This is a genomic window from Caenimonas koreensis DSM 17982, from assembly GCF_009646335.1.
Classification (GTDB): Bacteria; Pseudomonadota; Gammaproteobacteria; order Burkholderiales; family Burkholderiaceae_C; genus Ramlibacter; species Ramlibacter koreensis.
Genome location: NZ_WJBU01000008.1, coordinates 70,442 through 97,333, shown reverse-complemented (window position 1 = coordinate 97,333; position 26,892 = coordinate 70,442). Strand labels below are relative to the sequence as shown.

25 protein-coding genes are annotated in these 26,892 nt (G+C 63.8%); 6 read left to right on the top strand and 19 right to left on the bottom strand.

The window, feature by feature from the left end:
• Position 1: 1 nt before the first annotated feature.
• Together GHT07_RS09005 and GHT07_RS09000 are read right to left on the bottom strand one after the other, a co-directional pair.
• Positions 2-1,045: an NAD(P)/FAD-dependent oxidoreductase gene (locus tag GHT07_RS09005; RefSeq protein WP_153584856.1), complete on the bottom strand. Its 1,044-nt coding sequence runs from the start codon at positions 1,043-1,045 to the stop codon at positions 2-4.
• A 24-nt stretch (positions 1,046-1,069) separates the two neighbouring features.
• Positions 1,070-2,005 (bottom strand): LysR family transcriptional regulator, encoded by a 936-nt coding sequence (locus tag GHT07_RS09000; protein WP_153584749.1) that lies wholly within the window; start codon positions 2,003-2,005, stop codon positions 1,070-1,072.
• A gap of 113 nt (positions 2,006-2,118) precedes the next feature.
• Between GHT07_RS09000 and GHT07_RS08995 the strand changes: the two genes are divergently transcribed.
• The 4 genes from GHT07_RS08995 to GHT07_RS08980 are packed head-to-tail and all read left to right on the top strand — an operon-like array spanning position 2,119 to position 4,958.
• Positions 2,119-2,820, top strand: coding sequence for a pirin family protein (locus GHT07_RS08995; RefSeq protein ID WP_153584748.1), 702 nt, complete (start codon positions 2,119-2,121; stop codon positions 2,818-2,820).
• Positions 2,821-2,870: 50 nt separating this feature from the next.
• Positions 2,871-3,329 (top strand): DoxX family protein, encoded by a 459-nt coding sequence (locus tag GHT07_RS08990; RefSeq protein ID WP_153584747.1) that lies wholly within the window; start codon positions 2,871-2,873, stop codon positions 3,327-3,329.
• Positions 3,326-4,222 carry a pirin family protein gene (locus GHT07_RS08985; protein WP_153584746.1) on the top strand — a complete coding sequence of 299 codons (897 nt, stop codon included), beginning with the start codon at positions 3,326-3,328 and terminating at the stop codon, positions 4,220-4,222. The genes GHT07_RS08990 and GHT07_RS08985 overlap by 4 nt, the downstream gene beginning before the upstream one ends.
• Before the next feature lie 37 nt (positions 4,223-4,259).
• Entirely contained in the window at positions 4,260-4,958 is a 699-nt protein-coding gene (locus GHT07_RS08980) for a DUF599 domain-containing protein (protein WP_153584745.1), read from the top strand.
• A 12-nt stretch (positions 4,959-4,970) separates the two neighbouring features.
• Here GHT07_RS08980 and GHT07_RS08975 read toward each other — a convergent pair whose 3' ends face one another.
• A complete protein-coding gene (locus tag GHT07_RS08975) occupies positions 4,971-5,699 on the bottom strand; it encodes a sulfurtransferase (RefSeq protein WP_323740852.1) in 729 nt (242 codons plus the stop codon).
• 68 nt (positions 5,700-5,767) lie between these two features.
• Between GHT07_RS08975 and GHT07_RS08970 the strand changes: the two genes are divergently transcribed.
• Both GHT07_RS08970 and dnaE read left to right on the top strand, forming a co-directional pair.
• Complete coding sequence (locus GHT07_RS08970) at positions 5,768-7,471, top strand: 7TM diverse intracellular signaling domain-containing protein (RefSeq protein ID WP_194792887.1); 1,704 nt, start codon at positions 5,768-5,770, stop codon at positions 7,469-7,471.
• 42 nt (positions 7,472-7,513) lie between these two features.
• Positions 7,514-10,972, top strand: coding sequence for a DNA polymerase III subunit alpha (gene dnaE, locus GHT07_RS08965; protein ID WP_153584742.1), 3,459 nt, complete (start codon positions 7,514-7,516; stop codon positions 10,970-10,972).
• Between the two features lie 37 nt (positions 10,973-11,009).
• Here dnaE and tolA read toward each other — a convergent pair whose 3' ends face one another.
• From tolA to ribD, 16 genes are all read right to left on the bottom strand, one after another.
• A complete protein-coding gene (tolA, locus tag GHT07_RS08960) occupies positions 11,010-11,960 on the bottom strand; it encodes a cell envelope integrity protein TolA (protein ID WP_153584741.1) in 951 nt (316 codons plus the stop codon).
• Positions 11,961-11,974: 14 nt separating this feature from the next.
• A complete protein-coding gene (locus GHT07_RS08955; protein WP_153584740.1) occupies positions 11,975-12,400 on the bottom strand; it encodes a biopolymer transporter ExbD in 426 nt (141 codons plus the stop codon).
• A gap of 12 nt (positions 12,401-12,412) precedes the next feature.
• On the bottom strand, positions 12,413-13,105 hold the full coding sequence (gene tolQ, locus GHT07_RS08950; RefSeq protein WP_153584739.1) for a protein TolQ: 693 nt from the start codon (positions 13,103-13,105) through the stop codon (positions 12,413-12,415).
• Positions 13,102-13,503 (bottom strand): tol-pal system-associated acyl-CoA thioesterase, encoded by a 402-nt coding sequence (ybgC, locus tag GHT07_RS08945; RefSeq protein ID WP_153584738.1) that lies wholly within the window; start codon positions 13,501-13,503, stop codon positions 13,102-13,104. Before ybgC ends, tolQ begins: the two co-directional genes overlap by 4 nt.
• Before the next feature lie 8 nt (positions 13,504-13,511).
• Positions 13,512-14,651, bottom strand: a complete 1,140-nt coding sequence (locus GHT07_RS08940) for a pyridoxal phosphate-dependent aminotransferase (protein ID WP_228488267.1) — start codon at positions 14,649-14,651, stop codon at positions 13,512-13,514.
• A gap of 41 nt (positions 14,652-14,692) precedes the next feature.
• The gene (gene nusB / locus GHT07_RS08935; RefSeq protein ID WP_228488257.1) at positions 14,693-15,238 is read right to left on the bottom strand and encodes a transcription antitermination factor NusB; all 546 of its coding nucleotides are present in this window, start codon (positions 15,236-15,238) and stop codon (positions 14,693-14,695) included.
• Entirely contained in the window at positions 15,238-15,699 is a 462-nt protein-coding gene (gene ribH, locus GHT07_RS08930; RefSeq protein WP_153584736.1) for a 6,7-dimethyl-8-ribityllumazine synthase, read from the bottom strand. Before ribH ends, nusB begins: the two co-directional genes overlap by 1 nt.
• A gap of 3 nt (positions 15,700-15,702) precedes the next feature.
• Positions 15,703-16,824 carry a bifunctional 3,4-dihydroxy-2-butanone-4-phosphate synthase/GTP cyclohydrolase II gene (gene ribBA, locus GHT07_RS08925; protein ID WP_153584735.1) on the bottom strand — a complete coding sequence of 374 codons (1,122 nt, stop codon included), beginning with the start codon at positions 16,822-16,824 and terminating at the stop codon, positions 15,703-15,705.
• Positions 16,821-17,453, bottom strand: coding sequence for a riboflavin synthase (locus GHT07_RS08920; protein ID WP_153584734.1), 633 nt, complete (start codon positions 17,451-17,453; stop codon positions 16,821-16,823). Before GHT07_RS08920 ends, ribBA begins: the two co-directional genes overlap by 4 nt.
• A gap of 66 nt (positions 17,454-17,519) precedes the next feature.
• Positions 17,520-17,969, bottom strand: coding sequence for a type IV pilin protein (locus GHT07_RS08915; protein WP_153584733.1), 450 nt, complete (start codon positions 17,967-17,969; stop codon positions 17,520-17,522).
• Between the two features lie 32 nt (positions 17,970-18,001).
• Complete coding sequence (locus GHT07_RS08910) at positions 18,002-22,924, bottom strand: PilC/PilY family type IV pilus protein (RefSeq protein ID WP_153584732.1); 4,923 nt, start codon at positions 22,922-22,924, stop codon at positions 18,002-18,004.
• A gap of 10 nt (positions 22,925-22,934) precedes the next feature.
• Complete coding sequence (locus GHT07_RS08905) at positions 22,935-23,525, bottom strand: pilus assembly PilX family protein (protein WP_153584731.1); 591 nt, start codon at positions 23,523-23,525, stop codon at positions 22,935-22,937.
• 8 nt (positions 23,526-23,533) lie between these two features.
• The gene (locus GHT07_RS08900; RefSeq protein ID WP_153584730.1) at positions 23,534-24,508 is read right to left on the bottom strand and encodes a PilW family protein; all 975 of its coding nucleotides are present in this window, start codon (positions 24,506-24,508) and stop codon (positions 23,534-23,536) included.
• Positions 24,505-25,056, bottom strand: a complete 552-nt coding sequence (pilV, locus tag GHT07_RS08895; protein WP_153584729.1) for a type IV pilus modification protein PilV — start codon at positions 25,054-25,056, stop codon at positions 24,505-24,507. The genes GHT07_RS08900 and pilV overlap by 4 nt, the downstream gene beginning before the upstream one ends.
• The gene (locus GHT07_RS08890; protein ID WP_153584728.1) at positions 25,053-25,637 is read right to left on the bottom strand and encodes a GspH/FimT family pseudopilin; all 585 of its coding nucleotides are present in this window, start codon (positions 25,635-25,637) and stop codon (positions 25,053-25,055) included. Before GHT07_RS08890 ends, pilV begins: the two co-directional genes overlap by 4 nt.
• 76 nt (positions 25,638-25,713) lie before the next feature.
• The gene (gene ribD, locus GHT07_RS08885) at positions 25,714-26,850 is read right to left on the bottom strand and encodes a bifunctional diaminohydroxyphosphoribosylaminopyrimidine deaminase/5-amino-6-(5-phosphoribosylamino)uracil reductase RibD (RefSeq protein WP_194792886.1); all 1,137 of its coding nucleotides are present in this window, start codon (positions 26,848-26,850) and stop codon (positions 25,714-25,716) included.
• Positions 26,851-26,892 lie beyond the last annotated feature (42 nt).

Below are 26,892 nucleotides of genomic sequence, written 5' to 3'. Positions count from 1 at the left end.
GTCAGCCCTTGTGGACGTGCAGCGCGAGTTCCAGGCCAGAGACGAATGCGTCTTCAACGCGGTGGCCCAGGCACCAGTCGCCGCACACGCCAATGCCGCTCTTGCGGTCCCACAGGTGGCTGCGGCCCAGTGGTGTGCGTGTCTTGGCCCAGCGCCAGCGGTGCACGTGTGCGTCGTCAGGCTCGGTCAGGATGCCGGTGATTTCCGCAAACGCCTTCAGCAGCTTGGCCTGCACGCGCGGTGCGTCATCTTCGAGGTGTTCTTCAGACCATGTGGCACTGGCCTGCACTGTCCAGCGCTCGATGGGGGCGCGGCCCGGCTTGGACGATTCGCGCGCGAGCCAGGCCACGCGGTGGTGCGTGCTGAGCGCCGCATTCCACTGCGGGCCGAGGTGGCCGAGCGTTGCCTGCATCGCCTGCGGGAAGGTCAGCATCAGCGTCCAGCAGGGCGAGACTTCGACGCCCGAAATTTGCTGCAGCAGTGCAGTGGCCTTTGACTCCAAGAGGATGGCGCTCGTCACCGCATGGTGCGTTGCCACCAGCACGTGGTCGAAGCCGGAATACACATGCACCGAATCTTCCGGGCCGCTCGTCTGCAATTGCCAGCGCTTGGCATCAATCGCATCGCGCTCGATGCGCGTCACGCGCGTCTGCAAGACAAGCCGGTCGGCAGCGGCCAGCGGCTCGGCCCAACGTTCGGGCAGCGACCTCATGGAGGGCACGCCCACCCAATGCGCCTCACGCGTGGGCAGCGCGGCTTCCGCGACGCGGCCATGCGGGTCGAGCACGCGCACGGCATTGGCGCTCCACGGTTTGCAAGAGCCACGCGTTGTGGCAATCGCTTGCTCAAAACGGGGATCGCGAATCGTGAAGTACTGCGCGCCGTGATCGAAACTGCCGAAGGGTGTCTCGCGACTGGCGACGCGACCCCCCACGTGTGTGCTGCGTTCGAAGACAGTGACGTTGTGCCCGCCCTGCATGAGCGTGCGGGCACACGCGAGACCCGCGATGCCGGCGCCGATAACGGCGATGTTCCTCTTTCCCATCATGCGGGTCATTGTGCACCACGATCAGGCGTGCGCATGTCTTTCGAGCAGTGCGCGGCGCGTGGCCGGGCTTTCCAGCTGCCGCAGCCACCATTGCAGCCCGCGGCCAGGCGGCGGCGTGGTGCGCCAGGCGTAACTCATACGTGGAATGCGTTCGCTGCGCACGACCTGCTTGACGACCAGCGTGCCGCGTTCCACATGCGCGCGCGCCATCGGCTCGGGAACAAAGCCGACACCGAGCCCGCGCAACTGCGCGTCGAGCTTGGCAGCCATCGTCGGCACCGTGAGCACATCCTGTCCGGCGAGCAGGCCAAACGTCACGGCAGTGCCTTGCTTGACCGAGTCAGCCACGGCGATGGCGCGATGCTTGAGCAGCAACTCATCAGACAGCGGATCGCTCATGGCCGCCAGTGGATGGTGCGGCGCAACACACAAGACGAAAGGCAATTCACCGAGCACGGCGGTTTGAACGCCCAGCGCATTGCCCGGCTCGACAGGAATGCCGATGGCCAGATCGGCGCCGCCGGTCGTCACGGCTTCCAGCGTGCCGGAGAGTGATTCGTCGCGCAGCCGCACGCGTGTGGTGGGGGCGAGCCCGAAGAACGTCTGGACGAGTTCCATCATCGTCGAGCACGAAATCACGGTGTCCACTGCGATCGTCAACTGCGACTCCCACCCTGTCGCCACGCGTTTGACGCGATTGGCGACAGCGTCCATCTCCTGCAACAGGCGGCCGCCTTCACGCAGCAGCTCAATGCCGGCGTCCGTCAGGCGGGCCTGCCGCGAACTTCGATCGAAGAGCAGCACATCCAGCGCGTCTTCAATCTGCCGGATGCGATAAGTCACGGCGCTGGGAACAAGCCCGAGTTCGCGTGCGGCCGATGCAAAGCTGCCCGCTTGCGCAACGGCTTGCAGCAACGCGAGCGCGTCGGGCGTGAGGGCTTCTCTGGCTTTTTGCATGGATGGGTTGGCGCGTTCAGATTTTTTGAATGATGCCATCAAAGCCGGGTGACACACGGCGTGCCAGCGCGCACCTACAGTGGGTGCTTCACAGAGACGAAAGGAACCCCGCCATGCTCACACTTCGCAAATCGAACGATCGCGGTTTTGCCGATCATGGCTGGCTCAAGTCGTTCCACAGCTTTTCGTTCGCCAACTACTACGACCCCAAGCACATGGGCTGGGGCAACCTGCGCGTGATCAATGAAGACCGCATCGCGCCGGGCACCGGCTTTGGCACGCACGGCCACCGCGACATGGAGATCATCAGCTACGTGCTCGAAGGCAATCTGGCGCACAAGGACACGATTGGCAACGTCAAGGGCATCCCGCCTGGCGATGTGCAGCGCATGAGCGCCGGCACGGGCGTGCAGCACAGCGAGTTCAACCACGCCGACAACCAGGTGACGCACTTCCTGCAGATCTGGATCATGCCGAACGTCACAGGCATTCCTGCCAGCTACGAGCAGAAGTCGTTCCCCGAGAGCGACAAGCGCGGCAAGCTGCGCCTGGTCGCCTCGCCCGACAGCGCTGAAGGCTCGGTGCTCATCCACGCCAATGCGCGCCTGTATGCCGGGCTCTTCGATGGTGGCGAACATGCCGAGCTGGCAATTGCCGAGGGCCGCAAGGGCTACGTGCACCTTGTCAAGGGCGAGCTGCAAGTCAATGGCCAGAAGCTCAGCGCCGGTGACGCCGCCATGCTCCAGAACGAAACGCGCATTGCGCTGTCCAACGGCCAGAAGGCAGAAGTGCTGGTCTTCGACCTGGAAGCCTGATCAGTTCTGCCACCTGTTTTTTTCTTCACCAACCTCAAAGGGAATTTTTCATGAACACCACCCACCCGCTCTCCAAACCGCCCGTGCAGGACCTGTTTGCACTCATTGGCCGCGCGCTCATTGCGCTGCTGTTTGTGCCCGCCGGCTGGGGCAAGATCGCCGGCTTCTCGGGCCTGGTGGGTTACATCCAGTCGATGGGTGTGCCGCTGCCGGAAGTCTGCGCAGCGATTGCCATCGTGGCCGAACTGGGGCTGGGCCTGCTGCTGCTGGTCGGCTGGCAGGCGCGCTGGGCCGCACTGGGCCTCGCAATCTTTGTCGCGGTGATCACGCCGATCTTCCACGCTTACTGGTCCGCCGATGCAGCGCAGGTGATGATGCAGCAGCAGGCGTTCTTCAAGAACATCGCGGTGGTGGGTGGCCTGCTGGCGATCGCCACATTCGGCGCCGGCGGCTGGAGCCTGGACGGCATGCGCGGCACCGGCGCGCGTCGAGCGACAATGGCGGCATGACGCTATCGCTCCAACTCGCCGGCCATGAAAAAGACCTGGGCGGCGGGTTTGTCGTCCGGCGCGTGCTGCCAGCAGCCAGGCAGCGCAGCGTCGGGCCTTTCATCTTCTTCGATCACTTCGGGCCGGTCACTGAGCGGCCCGAAGCCAATCACGATGTGCGGCCGCATCCGCATATCGGCCTGGCGACAGTCACGTATCTGTTCGAGGGCGCGATGATGCATCGCGACAGCCTGGGCAGCGAGCAGCGCATCGAGCCCGGCGCGATCAACTGGATGACGTCGGGCCGCGGGATCGTGCATTCCGAGCGCAAGCCCGACGACCTGCGGGGCAAATCATTCGTGAACCACGGCCTGCAACTCTGGACGGCACTGCCCGTCGAATACGAAGAGATCGAGCCGTCGTTCACCCACACGCCTGCGGCAGACATTCCTGAAGTTGAACTTGCCACCGCACGCATTCGTGTGATGGTCGGAGAAGCGTTTGGCGCCGTGTCGCCCGTCAAGGCGTTTTCGCGCACGCTCTATCTGGATGTAGCGCTTGCAGCGGGCGGCCGGCTTGAACTGCCGCCGCTGGTGCCCGAGATGGCGATCTATGTTGTTGAAGGCGAAGTCGCCGTTGACGGGCAAGCGTTGCCGCTGCGCGCGTTGGGCGTGCTCGACACGGCGGCGCCCGCGCACATCGAGTCCGCGCAAGGCGCGCGCTTCGTCGTGATCGGCGGCGATCCGCTCGATGCGCCGCGCCACATGTGGTGGAACTTCGTGTCCAGCCGCAAGGAGCGCATCGTGCAGGCGAGCGAAGACTGGGAGGCGCAGCGCATGGGCGCTGTCGCGGGCGACGCTGAATTCATCCCGTTGCCACCGGTGAGGTTCATACCGCCAGAGCCGATGTCCTGAGGCCGGCGGGCACGCGCCGACTCTCTATCATCCTGCGATGCAAGTTTTTGCCATCCTTCCCTGGTACGACTGGCTCGCGCTGCTGTTTTTCTTCGCGGCCTGGATGGGCTACGCGTGGTTTGCCAGGTACTGGGGCGGCAAGCGGCCGTCGTTGCTGGCGACGACCAATCGCTATCGCCGCTACTGGATGCTGCAGGCGACCTATCGCGACCCGCGCATGATCGACGGCATCATCACGCAGAGCCTGGCAAGCAGCCCGTCGTTCTTTGCCTCTGCCACCATGATCGTGATTGGCGGTTTGCTGGCCGCACTCGGCACGACCGACAAGGCAGCGGAGTTCGTGCGCGAGATTCCGTTCGTCACGCGCACATCGATGCTCGTCTTCGAGCTGAAGGTGCTGGTGCTGCTGGGCATTTTCGTCAATGCGTTCTTTCGCTTCACGTGGTCGATGCGGCAGTACACCTTTGCCTCGCTTGTGCTGGGCGCCATGCCGCCGCCCGCCGAATTCGAGTCAGGCAAATTCGCGCGTGAGCACTATGCCAATCGCGCGGGCACGCTGCTCGGCCTGGCCGCTGAAACGTTCAACGACGGTATTCGCGCCTATTACTTTTCATTCGCGGCGATGGCGTGGATTTTTTCGCCGCTCGTCTTTGCTATTGCGACAGCAGTTGTCGTGGGCATTTTGTATTCCCGCGAATTCGGCTCGCAGGTGCTGCACGTGCTGCGCGACGACTAGCCTCAACGGCCCCTAATTCGCAGGCGGTGCCAGATCCGCATCGAGCGCGCGGCGCTCGTCAAACACAAAGCAGTTGCCTTTGAAGTGTGCGCCGCCGGTTTCCTCGAAATATTTCAGGATGCCGCCATCGAGCTGCCACACATGGTCGAGCCCGGCTTCACGCATGTAGATCGCCGCTTTCTCGCAGCGAATGCCGCCGGTGCAAAAGCTGATGATGGTCTTGCCTTCCAGCTGCGCCTTGTGGGCGTCAAGCGCCTGCGGAAACTCGCTGAACTTGTCGATGCGCCAGTCGATCGCGCCTTCGAACGTGCCGTGATCAACCTCGAACGCATTGCGCGTGTCGAGCGTGACCACTTCGCGCCCGTCGTCGTCATGGCCCTGGTCGAGCCAGCGCTTGGCGGTGGTTGCATCGACCGCCGGCGCGCGGCCAGAGGCGGGCTGGATGGCCGGATGGTTCATGCGAATGATCTCGCGCTTGACCTTCACGAGCAGCTTGCGAAAGGGCGCCTTGGCAGACCAGCTTTCCTTGACTTCGAGCCCCGTGAAACGCGGGTCTGCGCCAAGCTCATCAAGAAAGGCGCGCACGCTGTCGGCCGCGCCCGCGAGAAAGAAGTTGATACCTTCTTGCGCGAGCAGCACGGTGCCGAGCAGTGCATGATGCCGGGCTTGGCCATGAAGGCGATCGCGCAGCTCGGGCGCATCGTCAATCGTGACGAAGCGGTAGCCCGCAATATTGAGCACAGGAGAGTTTTCGCTTGATGGGGGCACAGCAACCAACTAGATTCGAGTCAGATTCACCAGGAGCCGCAGTGGCCTTTCGCTCCATTATCGTGTTCCTCATCGGCGTGGTCTCGGCTCTGGGTATGGTGCCTGAAGCCCTGGCTCAATCCAGTATGCCCGTCGTTGCTTTGTCGGAGGCAACTCGCGAGTTGAATCTGGCGGCAGCCCTGAGTCTGCATGCGTTGCCCGCCAGCGCTGCCATCAATCCCGACCAGCTGTGGGGGGCGACCGCGGTGAAGCCACCGGGCCCGCAGGCGCAGGAAGCAATTGAGGTCGAGCCGGACATGTCAGTCATTGGCCGCGCGACACTGAGCGCCGGGCGCAGCAAGTCGATCTTCTTCGTGCAGGTGCCTACCAGTCGCGTTGATCACGTCCAGCTCTGGACGCGTCCTTCTGGCGGAGCATGGAGCAGTGCGGAAGCGGGCGATACCGTGCCGCTTGCGAAGTGGCCTTTCTACGGCCAGTTTCCGGCATTCGGTATTGCTGTCGATGATCGCGATATCGATGTGATCATCGTCTTGCGTAACAACGGCACGATTCGTGTGCCGGTTTTGCTCAAGACCGAGAAGGACTTCCAGGAAGGGCGCCTGCGCCAGGCGAACCTCACCGGATTCGTCACGGGCATGGGCCTGATGACGTGCGTGGTCTGCCTGCTTTCGGCAGCGTCCTTGCGCGTGCGGCCGGGCTGGTTGCTGCTGCTGTTCTCAGTCTGGGTGATGCTCACGGTCGTCTGCGCCAATGGCTATGCACCCATCTGGCTCCTGCCGGACTGGCCCGAGCTCACCGACAAAAGCAAGGCCTTCTGCGTCATCGTGCTCGCGGGCCTGACGGTATGGACGGTGGGCGAGTTGCTCGATCGCCTGGAGGCAACGCAATTGCTGCAGCTGGCCGGCCCGGTGACTGCCGCGCTGGCCCTGACGTATGCAACTGTCCAGGCGACGCTGCTGCCTGGCAACTGGCGCGGCGTCGGCGTCATCGCAGCCTCTGGTGTGGCAGCCGCGCTGGCGCTGGGGATGTGCATCGCGAGCTATCGCAACGGTGCTCGCTATGCGGTGTGGATGACCGCCTCGGTCATCACCATTGTGTGCGCGGCCGTGCTGGGGTGGCTGCGCTTGCCTCTCTATGCCGGACTGGACTGGTCGGCGGCGACCAGTGCGTTGATGTTGTTCGCAGCCGCGCTGCTGATGCGGCATACCCAGTTCCTGCGCGCGCGCTACGGGCGCGATGTGATGAGCCGTGCTGCGATCAGGGCAGATCGCGATCCACTCACAGCCATGCTGTCTTACGCCGGACTGGAGCAAAGCTACTCACAGGCGCTGTTGAGCGAGGCGGCGGGGCAGGGGCATCCCGCCGTCATGCTGTTCCTGCTGCCGGGGCTGGACCGCACTGGCGCAGAGTACGGCCACGTGCTGACCGAACGCGCGCTTGTGCGATTTGCAGCAACGTTGCAGGAACGACTGGGGCAGGAGTGGATGATCGGCCGGCTCAGCAAGACGCGCTTCGGTGCCATCAGCGTGCGCCCCCGCGAGAAGGAGGAGCTGGTTGAGCTGGCAACGCTGATTCTCAGCAGGTCGTCCAGGCAATCCGAGTTGCCTGCAGCGCTGACAGATTTTGATTTGCGCATCGTGTTTCGCCTGCGAGGGCTTGAGGGCAATACGTTCGCTGATGTGTGGCGCCAGCTCGATGAAGTCGCGAGCGGCCTGGCTGGCGGCAGGCGAATCGCGATGGCATGAGATGCACGGTCTGCGTGACAGTCGCGACCGTAAAATGAGGCGATGTTTGTCCACCTGCGCCTGCACACCGAATTCTCCGTCGTCGACGGCACCAACCGGATCGACGAGATCGTTGCAGCGGCAGCGCGCGACAAGCAGCCGGCCCTGGCGATCACCGACCTGAGCAACCTGTTCGGCGCCATCAAGTTCTACAAGGCCGCGCGCAGTGCGGGCGTCAAGCCGCTCATCGGCGCCGAAGTCATGGTGCAGGGGCTTGGCAAAGACCCGCTGGTGGTCTCGCGCATCGTCGTGCTGGTGCAAAGCCGGCAGGGCTATCTCAATTTGTGTGAGTTGCTCGCGCGCGCATGGACGCGCAACGTGGTGAAGGCGCAGGCCATCTGCAAACTGGAGTGGCTGCGTGAGCTCAACGAAGGCCTTGTCGTGCTGGCGGGCGCGCAGGCGGGGCCGGTGGGCCAGGCGCTGGTGCAAGGCGACGCTGACCGCGCGCGCGAAGTGGCGCTGCAGCTGGCGTCGATCTTCCCGCACCGCTTCTACATCGAGCTGCAGCGTGCCGGCCGCACGGATGATGAAGCGCATGTGGTCGCAGCCGTGCAACTGGCTGCCAGCTTGAATTTGCCGGTGGTCGCGACGCACCCGGTTCAGTTCACCGAAGCGGACGACTACGAAGCGCACGAGGCGCGCGTGTGCATCTCCGAAGGCGAGATCCTGGGCAACCAGCGGCGCGTTCGCAAGTTCACGCGCGAGCAGTATTTCAAGTCGAGCAAGGAAATGGAGGCGCTGTTCGCGGACGTGCCTTCTGCGCTTGCCAACACCGCTGAGATCGCCAAGCGTTGCAACCTGGTGCTCGAACTCGGCAAGCCGCGCCTGCCCGATTACCCCACGCCCGGCGGCATACCTATCGACGATTACTTCAAGCAGCTCTCGCATGAGGGTCTCGTCGAGCGCATGGAGGTCATTTACCCCGACGCGGCAGCGCGAGAGAAAGAAATGCCGCGCTATGTGGCGCGGCTGGAGTTCGAGATCAACACCATCGTGAAGATGGGGTTTCCGGGCTACTTCCTGATCGTGGGCGACTTCATCAACTGGGCCAAGAACAACGGCTGCCCGGTGGGGCCGGGCCGCGGTTCGGGTGCGGGCTCGCTTGTCGCGTATGCGCTGAAGATCACAGACCTTGATCCGCTGCAATACGAATTGCTGTTCGAGCGCTTCCTGAATCCGGAGCGCGTGTCGATGCCTGACTTCGACATTGACTTCTGCCAGGGCAATCGTGACCGCGTGATCGACTACGTGAAGGACAAGTACGGCAAGGAGGCAGTGAGCCAGATCGCTACCTTCGGCACGATGGCCGCACGCGCTGCCATTCGCGACGTGGGCCGCGTGCTCGACATGAGCTACACGTTCTGCGATGGCATCAGCAAGCTGATCCCGAACAAGCCCGGCACGCACATCACGATCGCGCAAGCCATCGCGCAGGAGCCCGTGCTTGCCGAGCGGCTGGAGAAGGAAGACGACGTCAAGACGCTGCTGGCGCTCGCGCAAAAACTGGAAGGCATGACGCGCAACGTCGGCATGCATGCGGGCGGTGTGTTGATCGCGCCGGGCAAGCTCACGGACTTCACGCCGCTGTACCAGCAGCCGGGCAGTGAGTCGGCGGTGAGTCAGTACGACAAGGACGACGTGGAGGCCGCAGGCCTCGTGAAGTTCGACTTCTTGGGTCTGGCTACGCTCACGATTCTGGAGATCGCCAAGGACATGATCCGTGCGCGGCATGCGGGGCAAGAGGGCTTCACGTTCGAAGCCGTGAAGCTCGACGATCCGCATACCTACCGGCTGTTTGCGGATGGCAAGACCGAATCAGTGTTCCAGTTTGAATCGCGCGGCATGCAGGGCATGCTCAAAGACGCGAAGCCTTCGCGGCTGGAAGACCTGATTGCGCTGAACGCCATGTTCCGGCCCGGCCCGATGGAGAACATCCCGAGTTTTTGCGCACGCAAAAATGGGCGCGAGGATGTGCTGTATCCGCACCCGCTGCTCGAGCCCGTGCTCTCGGAAACCTACGGGATCATGGTGTACCAGGAGCAGGTGATGCAGGCCGCGCAGATCCTGGGCGGCTACTCGCTCGGCGGCGCGGACTTGCTGCGCCGCGCGATGGGCAAGAAGAAGGCCGAAGAGATGGCCGAGCACCGGCAGATCTTCCGCAATGGCGCGGCCAAGCAGAACATCGGCGAAGCCAAGGCCGACGAGATTTTCGACTTGATGGAGAAGTTTGCGGGCTACGGCTTCAACAAGTCGCACGCCGCTGCTTATTCGCTGCTCGCGTATCACACGGGCTGGCTGAAGGTTCATTACACGGCCGAGTTCTTCTGCGCGAACATGACGGTGGAAATGGACGACACGGACAAGCTCAAGGCCTTGTTCGAAGACGCCATCAAGAACTTCGGCATGACGTTCGAGCCGCCAGATGTGAACCGCGGCGTGTACCGCTTCGAGCCGATCTCCGACAAGGTGATTCGCTACGGGCTGGGTGCGGTGAAGGGCACGGGGCACCTCGCGATTGATGCGATCGTGGCGGCGCGGGAAGAGGGCGGGCCCTTCAAGAGCCTCTACGATTTTTGCGTTCGCGTGGACCGCACGCGCATTAACAAGCGCACGGTCGAAGCGTTGATCAAGGCGGGCGCATTCGATTCGCTGCAGCTCAATCGCGCTTCGCTGTCGGCGTCACTCGACAGGGCATTCGATTTCGCGAACGCGACGCAGGCCAATGCGAACCAGGGCGGGCTGTTCGACTCGGGCGACTCGCACGCGGCCAGCACGCAAGAGCCGCCGCTGGTCGAGGCCATGCCGTGGGGCGTGAAAGAGCGGCTCACGCTGGAGAAGACGGCGATTGGTTTTTACCTGTCGGGCCACTTGTTCGACGAGGTGGAGCTGGAGGTGCGCCGCTTCGTCAAGCGCCGCATCGACGACCTGATCGACTCGCGCGAGCCGCAGCTGCTGGCCGGCATCGTGAACGACATGCGTGTGATCAATGGCCAGCGCGGCAAGCTCGCCATCTTCAAGCTCGACGACAAGTCGGGCACGCTGGAGGCGACTGCTGATGAGGCCGTGATCAACGCCGCGCGCAACCTGCTCAAGGATGACGAGTTTGTGGTGGTGATGGCCAAGATGCAGCCTGATCGGTTCAACGGCGGCTATCGCTTGAACGTGAGCCAGGTGTGGGACCTGGCGACGGCGCGTTGCCGCTTTGGCAAGTTCCTGCGGGTGTCGGTCAACGGCAAGGCGCCTGACGTGAAGCGGCTGGTCAAGGAGTTCCCGCCGCATCGCGTGCAGTCGGAGCAGGGTGAGTTTTTGCGCGGCCTGAATGTGCGGCTGGCCTTGAAGCGCGACGCTGCGACGGCTGAATTGCAGCTGGGCGATGAGGCGAAGTTTTTCCCGAGCGACGCGGCGCTGGCGAGCTGGATGGCGCAGGCGGGGCAGGGGCAAGTTTCTATCGTTTACGAGTGACTTGCAGTTGTACGCGACGAGCGCCCTGAAAAAGGCGCTACTGATCCCGCTGCCGCAAGATCACCGTGATGGGCGAGATCACACGCCCCTCTTCATTGCGCGGCAGCGTCGTCGCGGAAATCACGGCGCGAATGGCCGATTCGTCCCACGCCTCATTGCCGCTCGACTTCGTCACGCGTTGGCCAACGATGGTGCCGTCAGGCGACGTCCTGACTTCGATCTCGACGGGCGGATTGCCCGGCACTTCCTGCGGATGGCGAATGTACGGGCGTATGCGCGCGGCGATTCGGGCGGCATAAGCGGCTGACGGGGCGCCTGCCGAACTGCCCTTGCCTTTGCCTGCCGAAGGTGTGGGACTTGAATCACCCGTTGCGTTCGGGTCGGCACCTGCCAGCTTGCGCATGCGATCGAGTTGATCTTTGCGCAGCGCCGCTGCTGTCTTCTCGCTCGCCTGCGCTTTCGCGAGTTCTTCCTTGCGGTGCTTGTCTTGCGACGCTTTCTCTGCGGCCTTCTCCGCAGCCTTCTTGGCAGCCGCCTTCTCCTGCGCGAGCAGCTCTTTCTTCTCGCGCTCCAGCTCTTCGCGCCGCTGCTTCGCCTCGAGCTTCTTTTGCTGCTCGATCTCTTCCGCACGCTGCCGGGCGAGTTCCTGCTTGCGCTTCTCGCGCTCCAGGGCGATGTCAGGCTCGGCAACGACCGGCGGCGGCAGTGGTGGTGCCTCGACTTTCAGCTCGGGCGCAGGTGGCTGCTCTGGCACCAGCGGCGCAACGGCGGGGGGTGTGACAACGAGCGGCGCAGGCGCTGCCGCACTGGGCATCGCCGTCCACAACTCAGCCTCAGCCGTGACGTTCTCGACGTCTTTCTTCCAGTTGATGCCCCACGTCAACGCCGCAGCCAGCAGCAGGTGAACGGCAACGGCCACCACAAAGGCGCGAATAGCCGCAGGCTCTTGCGGTGGCGCAAATTCAAGACGCTCGGCGTGTGTGTCCATCGCCATCGTTGTCGTTACTTCGCGAGTTGCACCGACAGGCCCACGCGCTGCACGCCCGCGCGCTGCAGGGTGTCCATCACCTTCACCACGTTTTCGTAGCGCACGTTGCGGTCAGCGCTGATCACCACGGCGCTCGAACCGGGTGTCTGCCCGCGCTGCAGTTGCGTGACCTGCGCGGCAATCTGGGCCAGCGAGACCTTCGTTGATTTTTCCGCGACCTTCACTTCGAGCTGCTCGTCCTTGCCGATGACGATCTGGATCACCTGGTCGGGCTGCTTCGCGGCTTTGCCCATGCTTGGCAGGTCGATCATGCTGGGCGTGATGAGCGGCGCCGTGACCATGAAGATGATCAGCAGCACGAGCATCACGTCGATGAACGGGACCATGTTGATCTCGTTGATCGTGCGGCGGCCGCGACCGCGGGAGACCATGGAGGGCATCGCGTGCGGGCTTCAGTGGCCGGAGGCCGACTGGGCCCCCAGGTTGCGCTGCAGGATGTTGGAGAACTCTTCAATGAAGGTCTCCAGCTTGATCGCGACGCGGTCAATGTCGCGCGCGAAACGGTTGTAGGCCACGACGGCCGGGATCGCTGCGAAGAGGCCGATGGCTGTCGCGACCAGCGCTTCCGCAATGCCGGGCGCAACGGTGGCAAGCGTGACTGTCTGCAGCGCGCCCAGCCCGATGAAGGCGTGCATGATGCCCCACACCGTGCCGAAGAGGCCCACATACGGCGACACGGAGCCAACCGATGCGAGGAAGGAAAGGTGTGTTTCGATGGCATCGAGCTCGCGCTGGTAGCTCGCGCGCATGGCACGCCGCGCGCCGTCGAGCAGCGTGCCGGCATCGACAATGCGGCGCTCGCGCAGCTTCTGGTATTCGCGCATGCCGCTGGCAAAAATGCGTTCCATCGGGCCGGAGTGTTTCGCGTTCTGCGCTGCGGCTGCGAGCAGGTCATTCAAGCTCGTGCCCGACCAGAACTCGCGTTCGAAGTCATCGTTGAGCGTCTTCACGCGGCGCAGCGTGACGAGCTTGCGAAAAATCGCGGCCCAGCTGGCGATCGAGATGCCGACCAGCAGCAGCATCACCAGCTGCACCACCCAACTGGCATGCAGGACCAGCTGCAGGATCGACAGTTCCTGATTCATCGTGTTTGTAGTGCTTCCAGAATGGTGTGAGGAATTCGCGAGGGCCGGACGGTGGCGGCTTCTACCCAGCCAATCCGGATGGTGCCCTCGCAAAGGAGTTGCCTGCTGTGCTTGAGCAAAGCCTGTTGCGCGATTATCAAAGACGCACGGCCTGTTTCTTCGACCGAGGCCGTAACAAGAAGTTCGTCGTCCAGCCGGGCAGGGCGGTGGAACTTCACCGCCGTCTCGCCCACCACGAACATGCCGCCGGTCGCCTCGCGCAGCTTGCCCTGCTCGACGCCCAGCGAGCGCAGCCATTCAGTGCGCGCGCGCTCGAAGAACTTCAGGTAGTTGGCATAGAAGACGATGCCGCCCGCGTCGGTGTCTTCCCAGTAAACGCGGATCGGGAATTCGAACATCGTATGGTTCAGGCCAGCACCTGCCGCAGGCGCGCCACCGCTTCCTGCAGGTGCTCCATCGAGCTGGCTGTGGAAAAGCGGATGAAGTGGCCCGTTTCCGCGACGCCGAAATCGCGCCCCGGTGTCACTGCCACATGCGCGCGCTTCATCAGCTCGAACGTTAGATCCCAGCTGTCTTTGACGCCCAGGCGGCGGCAGGCTTCGGTGCAGTCGGCCCAGGCGTAGAAGGCGCCGTCGGGCATCACCGGCACCTTCAGGCCCATGGCGTTGAGTTGCGGAATGAACCAGTCGCGCCGCGCCTTGAACTCGGCGCGGCGGCGCTCGTACTCGGCAATGCTGTCCGGCGCGAAGCAGGCCACAGCCGCATGCTGCGCAATCGTGCTGGGGCAGATGTACAGGTTCTGCGCGAGCTTCTCGATGGCGAGCGCGACATCGTCAGGCGCGACGATCCAGCCCAAGCGCCAGCCCGTCATGTTGAAGTACTTCGAGAAGCTGTTGATGCTGATGACCTGGTCGTCGATCGCAAGCGCCGAATGCCCGAATGTGTCGTCGTAAGACAGGCCGAGGTAGATCTCGTCGAGCAGCGTGATGCCGCCTTTGCTCTTGACGAACTCATGGATGCGGCGCAGCTCGCCGGGGTGGATTGACGTGCCTGTGGGGTTGGAAGGCGAGGCGAGCAGCACGCCGCGCGTCTTGGGGTCCCAATGCGCTTCGATCTTCTCTGCCGTGAGCTGGAAGCGCTCTGCCGCAGTGGACGGAATGCGCACCGGCTCGCCGCCGGCAACCGTGACGAAGTGGCAGTTGCACGGATAGCTCGGGTCAGGCATGAGGATTTGCTCGCCCTGCTCGATGAGCGCCAGGCACGCGAGCTGCAACGCGGCCGATGCGCCCGCTGTCACGACAATGCGGCGCGCGGGCACATCGACGTTGAAGCGCTGCCTGTACCACTGGCTGATGCGCTCGCGTAGCTGATCGAGACCGGTGGCGTGTGTGTATTGCGTGAGGCCCTGGCTCACTGCGCGCGCCGCAGCTTCCTGTACGAGCGGCGGCGCCGTGAAGTCGGGCTCGCCGATGTTCAGGAAGATCATCGGCTTGCTCGTATGGGCGACTTCGCGCGCAAGCTTCGACGCGGCCTTGGCCACTTCCATCACGTAGAAGGGCTCGATGCGCTCGATGAGGCTGGAGACTCTCACCGTGCCTTGCCTGAAGCCTTGTCGGCCTGCACCTCGGCAGGCCGCATCGTGGCGGCGAGCCCATTGAGCACGGCGTTGACGTACTTGTGGCCATCGGTGCCACCGAATTCCTTGGCGAGCTCGATGCATTCGTTGAGCACGACGCGCCACGGCACGTCGCGTGCATGCTTGAACTCGTAAGCGCCTATCCACATGATCGAATGCTCGACCGGTGAAATCTCGGCGAGCTTGCGGTCGAGCAGGGGAACGATCAGTGCGTCGAGCTCGGCGCCTTCCGTGATGCAGCCGTGCAGCAGCGCGTCGTAGTGAACCGAATCTGCCTTGTGAAAGCCCGACAGGTCACGCGTGAACAGGTCGATCGCCTGCGCGTCATTGCCGCCCACCAGGTGCTGGTAGAGGCCTTGCAACGCGAACTCGCGAGCGCGGCTGCGCGACGACTTGGCCGATGCCTTGCGCGCGCCTGTGGCGGTGCGGCCCGGTTGCTGGACAGCTGCCGTGGCGGCAGAGCCTGCGGCGTTGGGCGATTTCTCTTCAGTGCTCATCAGATTTCGTCCAGCAGGTTGCACATCTCGACGACGACGCGCGCCGCATCGCGGCCCTTGTCGCTCTGGCGGGCAACGGCCTGCTCGAGGTTTTCGGTCGTGATGATCACGTTGGCGACGGGCAGGTGGTAGTCGAGCGCGACGCGCGTCACGCCAGCAGCGGACTCGTTCGCAACGAGTTCGAAGTGATAGGTCTCGCCGCGAATCACGCAGCCCAGCGCGATGAGCGCGTCGTAGTGGTCTTTCTCGGCGAGCGCTTGCAGCGCCACCGGGATTTCAAGAGCGCCCGGCACCGTGAAGTGATCGATGCGGTCTTCTTCGACGCCGAGCGCTTTCAGCTCGGCCACGCACGCCTCGTGCAGCGCGTTCGTGATGCTTTCATTGAAGCGTGCCTGCACGATCCCGATGTACAGGCCCTTGCCGTCAAGCTCCCCGGCTTTGCCTTTGTCTGCGCCAAACATTCTTTACTTTCTTGGTTGTGTGTCGGGGGCGACATAGCCCACGATTTCCAGGCCGTAGCCCGTCATGCTGGGCATGCGGCGCGGATTGCCCATGAGGTTCATTCGTTGCACGCCGCACTCGCGCAGGATCTGCGCGCCAATGCCATACGTGCGCAAATCCATGCGACCGCGCTCGGGTGCCTGCGCTGAGCGTGCAGTGCCTTCGAACTGAGCGAAGAGTTGTGCAGCGTCTTCGCCGCAATTGAGGAACACAGCCACGCCTTTGCCCTCGGCCGCGATGTGACGCAGGCTCGCGTCGAGATTCCACGAGTGCATCGAGCGGTTGACTTCGAGCGCGTCGAGCAGCGAGAGTGGTTCATGCACACGCACCGGAACGGTCTCGTGCGCAGCCCATTCGCCCTTGACGAGCGCCAGGTGCAGGCCCTGGCTGGGCTGGTCTTTCCAGGCGTGGGCGATGAAGTCGCCATAGGCAGTCTTCAGGGGGCGCGAGCCGACTTTCTGCACCAGCGATTCATTGGCGCTGCGGTATTCGATCAGCGAGGCGATCGTGCCGATCTTCAGGCCGTGCTCGGCAGCAAACTGCTGCAGGTCGGGCAGGCGCGCCATCGTGCCGTCGTCTTTCATGATTTCGCAGATCACGGCGGCGGGCTCCAGCCCGGCCATCGCAGCCAGGTCGCAACCCGCTTCCGTGTGGCCCGCACGCATGAGCACACCGCCATCGACAGCCTGCAGCGGAAAGATGTGCCCGGGCTGCACCAGGTGGCCCGCGTGCGCATCGCGCGCGACAGCGGCTTGCACGGTGCGCGCGCGATCGGCGGCGGAGATGCCCGTCGTCACGCCTTCAGCCGCCTCGATCGACACGGTAAAGGCCGTGCCCATCTTTGTGCCGTTGCGCGCGACCATGGGCGGCAGGTTCAGCCGCTCGCAGCGCTCACGCGTGAGCGTCAGGCAGATCAGCCCGCGGCCGTAGCGCGCCATGAAGTTGATGGCCTCGGGCGTGACGTGCTCGGCGGCGAGCACCAGGTCGCCTTCGTTCTCACGGTCTTCTTCGTCAACAAGGATGACGATTCGCCCGGCGCGCAGGTCGGCCACGATGTCCTGCACAGGCGAGATGGGCGCTGTCATTGAGTGGAGTCTCCAACGCTCGACAACATGCGCTCGACATAGCGCGCGACGGTGTCGATTTCAAGGTTGACGGTGCTGCCTGCACGCAGCTGGCCGAGCGCAGTGTTTTGCACCGTATGGGGAATGAGGTTGATGCTCGCCTCGGTGCCGGCGGGCGAATCGCTCACGGTATTGACGGTGAGGCTGACGCCATTGATCGTGATGGAGCCCTTGTAGGCAAGGTACTTGCCCATGCCGGGTGGTGCCAGCACGCGCAACTGCCAGCTTTCGCCGACTTGTTCGAAGTGGGTGACGGTGCCGATGCCGTCCACATGGCCGGACACGATGTGCCCGCCGAGCCGGTCGTTGGCGCGCAGCGCTTTTTCGAGGTTGACGGGGCCGGGCTCGCCCAGGCCTGATGTCTTGTCGAGCGATTCGGCCGATATGTCGACGGTGAAGCGGTGGGAGGCGGTGTCGAAGGAGGTGACCGTCATGCAGGCGCCGTTGATGGCGATGCTGTCACCCAAGCCTGTGTCATCGAGCCAGCCAGCGGGCGCCTCGATGTCGAGGCGCTTGCCGTGCTGCAATGAGCTTCCCAAGGCGTGCACGGCGGCGATGCGCCCCACGCCGGTGATGATTCCGGTGAACATATCCCCGCATTTTCGCAGGAAAGGGGCGAGCCCCGCGCAAAGGGGTCACCACCGGTCAGGCAGGCGCTATTTCCAGCACTCTGCCACGCTCTTGCTGCCGCTCACGGTCTTCGCGCCTGCCTGGTTGATGGTGTACGTGCCGCACTCATCCGACGCCATGCTGGAGCCGGCAACAGGGACCATTTGCAGGACGTAGGTCGAGGCAGTGGGCGTGCCGCTGAATGAGAGTGTGTACAGCTGGGTGCCATCGATCGGCGAACGCTTGAGGTTGTCCGGAATGACGTCGATCGCGTCTTTCGTGCCGTCGCGCGTCTTGTCGTATTGGTCGTTGGCGGAGTAAAAGCGCTGCATGAACTGGGCTGCCTGGAGCAGGGTGGTCCTCGCGTCGGCGCGGCGCGCACGAGCTACGTAGCTCGTGTACGAAGGCAGCGCGATGGCAGCAATGATCGCAATGATGGCGACCACGATCATTATTTCGATCAGCGTGAACCCTTTGGACAGCACTCGTTGTTTCATTGCGCATCGCTCCTTGACATCAAGTGCATAGCCTACCGCAAGAAGAGCTGGCGCCACTGGCGGCTCTTGAAGTTGCCAGCGCCTGGGGGCGGCGTACATTTCGACGGATCGATCATCTCGCACTTGAACTCCAGCTGCTTGCCACCGACGTCGCTACTCAGGATCACGAAGTCGCGTTCCGACTTGGTGTTCACCACCTTATTGCGGCCGTCTGCGCTGCTTGAGTAGCCGCTCACCACGAGATCGTTTTCGTCAACGACCTGATCGCCGTTGGTGTCCAGGATCGCCCCAGTCGGGCCGCCTCCGTTGAGTGCATCGACGATGTACACGAAGCCGGCGCCGCCTGTCACGTTCGCGCAGGGGTCGAGCGAAACGTTCGATGGCGAGATCGTGTCGGCGATGACGAAGCGGTCTACCAGCGTGTCGAGCGGATACACGAGCCGCTGGCCGGAGTTTGGCAGGTCGAAGTACCAGCCGCGGCGCGGCGGGACGACAGACGGTGTGGTCGAGCCGACATAGTCAACGGTGTTGTTCGAGACGCCGAAGTAAGTGTTGCCGTCGACGCCTGTCTGGGCCGAACCAATCGTCTGGCCGACCAGCAGGGCGTTCGACGTCAGAGCTGTGCCTGGCGGAATCGTGCCAGCACCGAATGCCACCGGATCCCACACGCCATAGATGGTTTGTGTCGCCGTCGTGGTGATGTCGGCCACCTCGTAGAACTTGCCGGTACCGAACACGACCATGTAGCCAGTCGCCGGATCACTCGTGCCGACCAGCGGCAATGTGAACACCGAAGGCGCTGCCGTGATGGGTTGCGACGAGCCGGTCTTGTACAACGGCTGGCCTGCGAGATCAACGGTCCACGAGCCGGACGATGCGTTGTTCAGGTTGAACTTCCACACGTTGCCCAGCAGGTCGCCGGCATACACGCCCAGGATGCGCTTTTTGTCGTCCAGCACGATGCGCGCACCGCCCAGGCCGTTCTTGGTCGATGCGGAGCCGCAACTGCCTGAGCCCGTATTGATTTCCTTGATGAGCGCGCCTGTTTCGATATTCACCACAAAGAGGCGAGCCTGGCACGACTTGCTTTCGTAGCCGTTACCGAAAATCCCAACCCAGGTGCCGCCCATCGTCATGCCGACCTGCACATCGGTGAGCATGTAGCCCAGTTCGGAGAAAGCGGCCAGGTTGGAGCTGATTTCCCACAGCACACTGGAAGAGCTCATCGTCGAGACCGAGCTGTTCAACGAGGTCGTGTCGATTGCGAAGACCGCAGCCTTCGGGCTCACGCCTGCAGCACTGGCAGCGCCTGCGCCGCCGCCTGTCGAGCCAACCAGCAGGTTTGCCCAGCGGCCGGCACCGGCCAGGTAGGCGTCGACCTCGACGGTCGGCCCGTCGACGTAGTAGCGGTGCACATACGCCTTGTCGGCCAGATTGCTGATCGTTGGCAACAGGGCATACGGGATGTACGCGAAGATTTCGATGCCGCCAGGGTCGGCCACAGCACCCGTCAGCGGGTCGAAGGTACCGTCGCGGAAGCCGTGCAGCATGCCATCGTTGGCGCCCACGAAGAGCACGCCTTCGCCACGCGCCTTCTTCTGAGCCACGAACGTCTGGTACGTCGACTGGCCCGTTGTGCCCACAGGCAGCTTCTCGTAATGGCCATCGAAGCTGTCCTTCACGAACGTCGGCGTGGAGTTCACGATGTCACCCAGGCGCGTCAGGCGTTCCCTGTAAATCGCCGTAGCGCTGGCCGATGCGGCGCTGGTGTCCTCATTCGTCGCGTCGCCGCGCAGGTAATCGATCAGGTTCGAGTTGACCGTGCCGGTCATCTTGGTGTTCAAACCGGCTGAGGTGAGTGATGCCAGCGTGAAGGGAACGGCGCGCGCGCCGCTCGTGGCGCCATTGCCGACGACGATGTTGCGCGTGCCGAAGGGCGGGATGATTGAGCTGAAGGTCTTCTTGCCGGTCGTCGGATCGATCGCCGTCAGTGTTTCAACCTGCCACGCCGTGCCGATCTGCTGGCCTGTAGTGGGGTCAAGGTTGTAGGCCGTGACGTTGCCGTTCCAGGTGATCGGCGTGTACGTCGGCGTGTACTTCTTTGTGTCCTTGGTCAGGGTGGCGGTCGAGACGGCCACACCGGCCTGCACGCCTTCCTTGCCGCCGATGTCGGACATCATCTGCGCGATGGCGGAGTTCAGCTCCGAGGCCGTCTTGGCGTTCAGCATCTTTCCGCGGGCGTTGACAGTGGCGTGCCACATGTCGTCGATCGAACGCGGGTCATCGGGCGCTGCGGTGGGCCAGTTGAGCGAGCGCGGCGGGGTGGTGCCGGCATTGCCGGTCAGGCTCGTGAGCACGGCGGGGTTGGTCGCGTCGAGTGTGCCGATCAGGCCCAGGCCGATCGCATAGAAGTTCATGTGCTGCCAGAACGCTTCGTCCCCCGGCACGGCTTTGACGGCGTTGGTCAGGTCGGGGCGCAGGTCGTTCACCCAGTATTTCATGGCGACGTCGGCAAACGAGTTCTGCACCTTGGTGCTGTTCGTATCGCTGTACGGGCCGATCGGGATGTACTGGTACGACGTCGGCGAGGTGATCGACGGGCCGTTGGTGGTATCGACGTCGCCCAGGCTGGTGAACGTGTCGTTGTAGTAGCCGTCCGTCATCAGCATGGAGTACGAGCGGCGGCAAGTGGCATGTGTCGATTCGGTGCCTGCGCTGCTCACGGCGCCGTCGCCGTTGGGCGAGTCGGCCCACGGGCCGTTCGTGTCCTTGCGCTGGTAGTACTGGCCCACCTTGTCGAGCGCAATGCGGTTGGGCGTGGCGCCGTTTGGCGTACGCGCATACAGCCACGTCATGAAGTCGCTGACCACGGTGCCCGAGAACGTGCGCACGCCCTTGTCGAGCGCGCTCGTACTGTTGAGCCGGTTGATGGTGCCCCAGCCCAGGCGGAACGTCGGGTTCAGTGGCTGGAACGCCAGGCCGATGCCGGTCTTGGCCAGGTCGAGCCGGTTGCTGTGATAAGTCTTCCAGTTCGCGTAGTTCTGCTGCTCTTCGCTCCACGTACAGACGCCTGCCGTGCTCGTGCAATCGGTACGATTCTTGAACAGCGGATAGTCCGCGGTAGAGGATGACGCAGTGTTCGGATAGACCACCCCTGGCGTGGCGCTCGCGGCCAGCGGGCTGCCGCTGTCGGGCGTATAGCTCGGCGTGAAGTAGCTCGCCGCAGTGGTGGGCGTGCCCGCGCCGTTCCAGGGCATATTTGCGGGTGACACGGGTGTCGAGGTGTAGGTAACCGTGTAGGTCGCACCCGCTCCAGACCCGGTGTTCGACAACGTGAGCGCAGGCTGCGTGACGTACCCGCCACCGGCACTGGTGACCGTGATGCCGGTGATCTGGTTGGTCGTGCCCATGTTCACGGTGCCAGCGAACCCGGTGCCGCTACCCGCATTGCCGATGTTGATGCTGGGCGTACTCGTGTAGCCCGCACCAGGATTCGTGATCGTGATGCCGCTGATGCTGTTGGTGCCGCCTGGCGTCACGGTCCACGCCGCGCTGTTTCCCGCGCCAACGCCATTCAGCGTGATGACCGGTGTTCCCGAATACCCCGCGCCTGCGTTGGTGATATTGAAGCCTGTGATCGAATTGGTGTTGACGGTGTCGACTGTGTACGCGGCGGCATCGGTGGCCGAGCTGGACAGCGTCAAGGCGGGCACGCCCGTATAGCCGTACCCCTCCTCCGTCATATTGATGCCGGTGATGCTGTTGCCCGTTTGCATCGTCAAGGTGACGGTTGCACCCGAGCCCCCCGAAAACGTCATCGTGGGAGGGCTTGTGTAGCCTGAGCCCTTGTTGGTGATGGTGACACCGGTCAAGCGACCGGAACCGTTTCTCGACAGGGTTGCGGTCGCGCGCACGCCACCCGGGATTTGCGGAAGGGAAAACGTCACCGTCACGCCGGCCGGATAGCCAGCACCCCCTGTGCCGCAGCAGGCAACGCTCAGGATGCGCTGAGTTGGAATGATGACGGGCGTGCCAGTGGCACGCAGGCCGTTTGCCGGTGCTGCGGCGAACGTGGCCGTCAAACCTGCGGGATAGCCCCATCCGATGTCCGAGAACGAAACGCCAGTTACCTTCCTGGTGGACCCGAATACAGGGGTAACGGTCGCTTGCGTGCCACCTGCCCCAGGAGCGGACACCGTAGCGGTTGTTGCCGGGTCGTAATCGCGTCCGACGTCCGTCACGGCAATGGTCGAAATCTTGCTCGATGAACTGGTTTGAACCGTGCCCGTCGCCTGGATGCCACCGGCTGGTGGCGCACCGAAAGTGACAGTCGGCACGGCGTTGTAGTCGCGCCCGCCCGCATCGACGGTGACCGATGCAACATTCTGCGTCGATGCCGTCTGCACCGTCGCCGTGGCTTGCGAGCCGCCTGCCGGTGGCGCCGGGAAGGACGCGACGATGCTGGAGCCGACCGGGTAGTTGCTGCCGCGGTTCACGACGTTCACGCCCGAGACGGAATAGGTGTTGAAGGACGCAGGCTTGTAGAAGTAAACGTTGAAGCTCGAAATGCCGGAAGTCGAGCCGGCCGCCTGGAACGTGCCGTCGGCGTTGATGCGCCTGGAATAGGTAACGCGCGGATCGTAGTAGATCAGGTTCACGTCGGGAGAGCGGCCATGGAACGTGGTGGGGGGCAGGATCCAGACGCACCCGCTGCCGGATGTGCATTCCGAGTCGTTGTTCGGGCCGCGCTGGCCCTGGTAACCCGTGCCACCGCCGTACTGGTAAATAGCCGTGGCACTCATCGAACCCGAATCGTCGAACATGAAGACGATGTTGGGCTGGACGGTGGCTGTACGCGACAGCAGCGGGTCTTGCGCCATCTGCGCATGGAGCGATAGTGCCGTGCCGGCCATGACCAGCGTTGCCGCGATCAGTTTGAGTGTTCGTTGGAACATGAAAAGCTCCCTAATTCAATTCGACTGTCGACTGCAGCCAGACTTCTGTGCCGTCAGGACGGCCGCGCGTCGCGTCATTGGAGACTTCGGGGCCGAAACCGCGAGCCGTGATGATGTACGTGGTGGAGGTCGAGTTGTACGGAGGCGTGCTTGTCGCGACTCGCATGTTCTCGATCATGCATTCAGGGGCGCGCTTGAACGTCGCCGAACCGCCGTTGACCGAGGTAAGTGGCACGACAAAAACTTCGGCCGTGACTTTGTCCCAATTGTTCTTGGGGTCGCTGTAATGCACCGTGCCGTCATAGGCACGGACCGCCGCCGCCCAGTTGGCAGGGGCGGCGATAGTGCCCTTCTGCACGCCATACAGCGTGTCCTCGCAATAGCGCAGTGCAATCTCGGCGGACTGGCTGGCCAGTTGCGTCGTGCGGACGGCGCCCGACACGGCCTCACTGGAAGTTGCATTGCGGATACTCAGCGTCGCAAGCATCGACACGACCACCAGCATGATGAGCGCGATGATCAGGACGACGCCGTCCTGCTTGACGCGCGGCGTGGAGCTGCCGCGTGGTGTGGAGCGTCGTTGGGAAGTGATGCTGTTCATGCGATGCCTCATGAGCCTGAGACGTGGTTGCGCAGGACCACCGTGGTCATGTACGCACGACGAAGGTACTGGTCTGTCGACGTCGTGAGCGTGCCTTCGCAGTCCCAGTACGACAGGGGGTCTGCAGTGGGATTGACGGGCGATTCGCTGCGCGCAATCACACAGACGCGAACAGAAAGCACCTTCCTGGCACGAGCGTCGAGCGTCAGGGCCGCGAGCGTCGTGGCCATGTCTGTCGCGCTGAGGTAGCCAACGACCGCGTTCGTGGCCGCAGCGGCCTGGTCCAGGCCGTACTTGATCTGCATGCTCTCGATGTTCTCGACGAGCGGCTGAGGGGTCGCCGAGCCGTTGCCCTTGCAATAGAGATTGGGAATGCCCGACAGGTTCGCCACATAAAAACGGTTGTCGGCCAGCCGGAAGGTCACGTCGATGGCTTCGAGCTTCGGCGCTGGCAGCGCCGCGTTATAGCGGTTGACGGCCGCCGCTATCGTCGTGGCAGGGATAGCCTGGCCCAGGCAATCCGTCGGCACACCCGCAGCGTCTTTGACAGTATTGAACGCGTCGGCCTCATACGCCACGGCGATCGAGTCGGAGGGCGTGGCGCCAGGCGAGACGACCGGGCAAGTGAGCGTTGCCAGGTCGGCCGCTGCTGCCGTGTTGGTGAAGGTGCCGTCGCAGCCAATGATGTCGACGCCGCCACCGGTGAAAACGGGGTTTCGGTCGGTGGCGGGTGCGTAATCCGGTTGCTTGGGGTTGTTGCCGGTCATTCGCAGGTGCTGCGTCAGGATGTTCAGGGCTGCCTGTGCATCCTCGTTCATGCGGGCCTGCGCGTCGGCCATGCGGCTGGCCGAGGCGGTGCCAAGGTAGCCCGACACCACTGCCACCATCAGGATCAGCCCGATGGTGAGCGACACCATCAGCTCGATCAGGGACAAGCCCTGCATGCGTGCGCGCGGCGAATTGAAGTTGGGATCGCGTTTCATAGCTTGAACTTGATGTGCAGGCATCGCGGCGCGGGTGCAATGAATGCCGCGAAGGCAGGGGCGGAACCTGGAAGCGGACACTCGTCGGAATTCGCGGCGCTGAGCGATGCGAGCGTGGCCGGCTCTGTCCACATGACCCAGACATCGCCTTCGAGCGTGGAGCAGTCGCCGCCGTTGCAGACCATGCGCAAGCCGGCCTCGCCGGGCAGGTCATGGCGCAACAAAAGATTCGTGTCGTACCTGTCTGCGGTGGCCATGGTGTCCGGAGTGCAATTCGGATAAGCGCAGGCGGACGGCGCTAGCGGCTGGCGGAAACTCATTGTTTCGTTGTATGAGCCATTTGCGAAGCCGACGGTGTTGGCCCGCATGCGTTCGATGTGTGCTGCTGCAATCGTCACCGCGGCGGCGCGGTAGGCGGACAAGCGGGGCAACTGCACCGCATACGCCAGCATTCCGCCGAGCGCGAGCATGCCGAACGAGAGGATCAGGACAGCGACGAGCACCTCGATGAGCGAGGCGCCGGCCTGGCGTTGCGCGGTGGTTTTCATTCGTTGTCCGCTCCGCAGGACTTGGTGCCGTCGCCGGCGATTCGTGCGCGTCCGCCTACGCCCACGCAAACGACGCGCTGGACAGAAGATGCATATCCGCTTCCACCGAAGGTAAGCTTGGCAGTGGCCGCAGCGCTCTGCAAACGCCCGGTCGCGGTGAACCTGAACACTGTCCCGGCGGGGTCGTCAATGATGGAGCCGGGGCTCGTCAAAGCTGCCTGCACTCGCAGCAGGGTGTCGGTGCCGGAGTCGTAAGCAGCGGGCGAGACGATCGGGTCGGTGCGGTCGTGAAAGATGATCCAGCCGCTGACCCATCCGTTATTGCCGGGGCCAGCGCCAGCGCCGCAAACGGGCGGAGAAGCGTCTGGCGCATCGCTGCGGCACATGACGACGTTGCCGCCCAGTCGAATCGCTTCGCTTCGGGCGTATCGCAGGTCTGCCTGGAAACCATTCACCGAACTGGAAATCGCGTTCGACTGGATCATCGTCTTGAACGATGGAGCCGCGAGCATGATCAGGATCGCCGTGATCGCCAGGACGATCAGCAGCTCGATCAGGGTGAAGCCGCGCTGTTTTTGCATATGGCGCAGTATGGTCGCGCCCGCAAGACCCACCGCCTGCGCCCTGACAGGTGGCGCTGCCGTACCGACCGGCGGTTCAGAACCGGTCGCGGCCGGTCACGCGGGCGACAACGCGCAGGTCAGCGCCGATCGGCTCGACGGACGTGAAAGTCAGGGCCAGGGCATCGCCCAGGTCGTCCAGCGGCCCGAATGCGGCCATCGGGCGTCCTGGTCCCAGCAGCTTGGGCGCCAGGTAGGCGAGCAGTTCATCGACCAGCCCTTCGCGCAGGAGCGAGCCATTGAGCTGGTGGCCGGCTTCGACGTGCAGCTCATTCACCTCGCGCCGGGCGAGGTCCTGCAGCATGGCGGCCAAGTCAACCTTGCCGCCTTGTCCGGGCAGGCAGACCAGCTGCGCGCCTGCGGCTTCGAGCGCGGTGTGCCGTGCGTCGCGATCGGGGGTGGCGTGATAGACAAGCAAGGCGCGGCCGGGCATGAACAGCTTCGCGTCCGGCGGCAACTGCAGCCGGCTGTCGACCACCACCAGCGTTGGCTGCCGCTTTGTCTCGGCCAGACGCACGTCCAGGCGGGGGTTGTCTTCGAGCACGGTGCCGATGCCGGTCAGCACGGCGGTCGCCCGCGCGCGCCACGCATGTCCATCGGCGCGCGCCGGCTCTGAGGTGATCCATTGACTCGCGCCGTTCGCAAGTGCTGTTTGTCCATCGAGCGACGCGGCGATCTTCAGTCGAACCCAGGGTGTCCTGCGCACCATGCGGCTGAAAAAACCGAGGTTCAGCTCACGCGACGCCTGCGCGCCTTCGCCTGTTTCGACCTGGACGCCAGCAGCGCGCAGCCGGGCGAAACCCGCGCCGCTGACCAGCGGATTCGGGTCTGCAATCGACGCGATGACGCGGGAGACCCCGGCTTGCACGAGTGCATCGCAACACGGCGGTGTGCGGCCGTGATGCGAACACGGCTCGAGCGTCACATAGGCGGTTGCGCCCGTCGCCGAGTTGCCGCGCTGGGCGACGTCGCGCAGCGCCATCACCTCGGCGTGCGGCCCGCCGGCTTGCTGTGTGTGGCCTTCGCCGAGCAGCTGCGATCCGTCGGCTGAAACGATGACGCAGCCCACTCGCGGATTCGGCTCCGACAGGCCGATAGCCAGGCGCGCAAGCGCGAGCGCGCGCGCCATGTGCGGGGCAATTTCTTCACCGAAACCAATGGGCGTAGTTGTCATGGCGCGAAGGGCCGCTCAAGGATGCGAATCCAACAATTCCGG

What these genes read in the sequence shown, in the direction of transcription:
- GHT07_RS09005 (WP_153584856.1), bottom strand. Translation starts at nt 1,045, where the DNA reads ATGGGAAAGAGGAACATCGCCGTTATCGGCGCCGGCATCGCGGGTCTC.
- GHT07_RS09000 (WP_153584749.1), bottom strand. Translation starts at nt 2,005, where the DNA reads ATGCAAAAAGCCAGAGAAGCCCTCACGCCCGACGCGCTCGCGTTGCTG.
- GHT07_RS08995 (WP_153584748.1), top strand. Translation starts at nt 2,119, where the DNA reads ATGCTCACACTTCGCAAATCGAACGATCGCGGTTTTGCCGATCATGGC.
- GHT07_RS08990 (WP_153584747.1), top strand. Translation starts at nt 2,871, where the DNA reads ATGAACACCACCCACCCGCTCTCCAAACCGCCCGTGCAGGACCTGTTT.
- GHT07_RS08985 (WP_153584746.1), top strand. Translation starts at nt 3,326, where the DNA reads ATGACGCTATCGCTCCAACTCGCCGGCCATGAAAAAGACCTGGGCGGC.
- GHT07_RS08980 (WP_153584745.1), top strand. Translation starts at nt 4,260, where the DNA reads ATGCAAGTTTTTGCCATCCTTCCCTGGTACGACTGGCTCGCGCTGCTG.
- dnaE (WP_153584742.1), top strand. Translation starts at nt 7,514, where the DNA reads ATGTTTGTCCACCTGCGCCTGCACACCGAATTCTCCGTCGTCGACGGC.
- tolA (WP_153584741.1), bottom strand. Translation starts at nt 11,960, where the DNA reads ATGGACACACACGCCGAGCGTCTTGAATTTGCGCCACCGCAAGAGCCT.
- GHT07_RS08955 (WP_153584740.1), bottom strand. Translation starts at nt 12,400, where the DNA reads ATGCCCTCCATGGTCTCCCGCGGTCGCGGCCGCCGCACGATCAACGAG.
- tolQ (WP_153584739.1), bottom strand. Translation starts at nt 13,105, where the DNA reads ATGAATCAGGAACTGTCGATCCTGCAGCTGGTCCTGCATGCCAGTTGG.
- ybgC (WP_153584738.1), bottom strand. Translation starts at nt 13,503, where the DNA reads ATGTTCGAATTCCCGATCCGCGTTTACTGGGAAGACACCGACGCGGGC.
- GHT07_RS08940 (WP_228488267.1), bottom strand. Translation starts at nt 14,651, where the DNA reads ATGGAAGTGGCCAAGGCCGCGTCGAAGCTTGCGCGCGAAGTCGCCCAT.
- nusB (WP_228488257.1), bottom strand. Translation starts at nt 15,238, where the DNA reads ATGAGCACTGAAGAGAAATCGCCCAACGCCGCAGGCTCTGCCGCCACG.
- ribH (WP_153584736.1), bottom strand. Translation starts at nt 15,699, where the DNA reads ATGTTTGGCGCAGACAAAGGCAAAGCCGGGGAGCTTGACGGCAAGGGC.
- ribBA (WP_153584735.1), bottom strand. Translation starts at nt 16,824, where the DNA reads ATGACAGCGCCCATCTCGCCTGTGCAGGACATCGTGGCCGACCTGCGC.
- GHT07_RS08920 (WP_153584734.1), bottom strand. Translation starts at nt 17,453, where the DNA reads ATGTTCACCGGAATCATCACCGGCGTGGGGCGCATCGCCGCCGTGCAC.
- GHT07_RS08915 (WP_153584733.1), bottom strand. Translation starts at nt 17,969, where the DNA reads ATGAAACAACGAGTGCTGTCCAAAGGGTTCACGCTGATCGAAATAATG.
- GHT07_RS08910 (WP_153584732.1), bottom strand. Translation starts at nt 22,924, where the DNA reads ATGTTCCAACGAACACTCAAACTGATCGCGGCAACGCTGGTCATGGCC.
- GHT07_RS08905 (WP_153584731.1), bottom strand. Translation starts at nt 23,525, where the DNA reads ATGAACAGCATCACTTCCCAACGACGCTCCACACCACGCGGCAGCTCC.
- GHT07_RS08900 (WP_153584730.1), bottom strand. Translation starts at nt 24,508, where the DNA reads ATGAAACGCGATCCCAACTTCAATTCGCCGCGCGCACGCATGCAGGGC.
- pilV (WP_153584729.1), bottom strand. Translation starts at nt 25,056, where the DNA reads ATGAAAACCACCGCGCAACGCCAGGCCGGCGCCTCGCTCATCGAGGTG.
- GHT07_RS08890 (WP_153584728.1), bottom strand. Translation starts at nt 25,637, where the DNA reads ATGCAAAAACAGCGCGGCTTCACCCTGATCGAGCTGCTGATCGTCCTG.
- ribD (WP_194792886.1), bottom strand. Translation starts at nt 26,850, where the DNA reads ATGACAACTACGCCCATTGGTTTCGGTGAAGAAATTGCCCCGCACATG.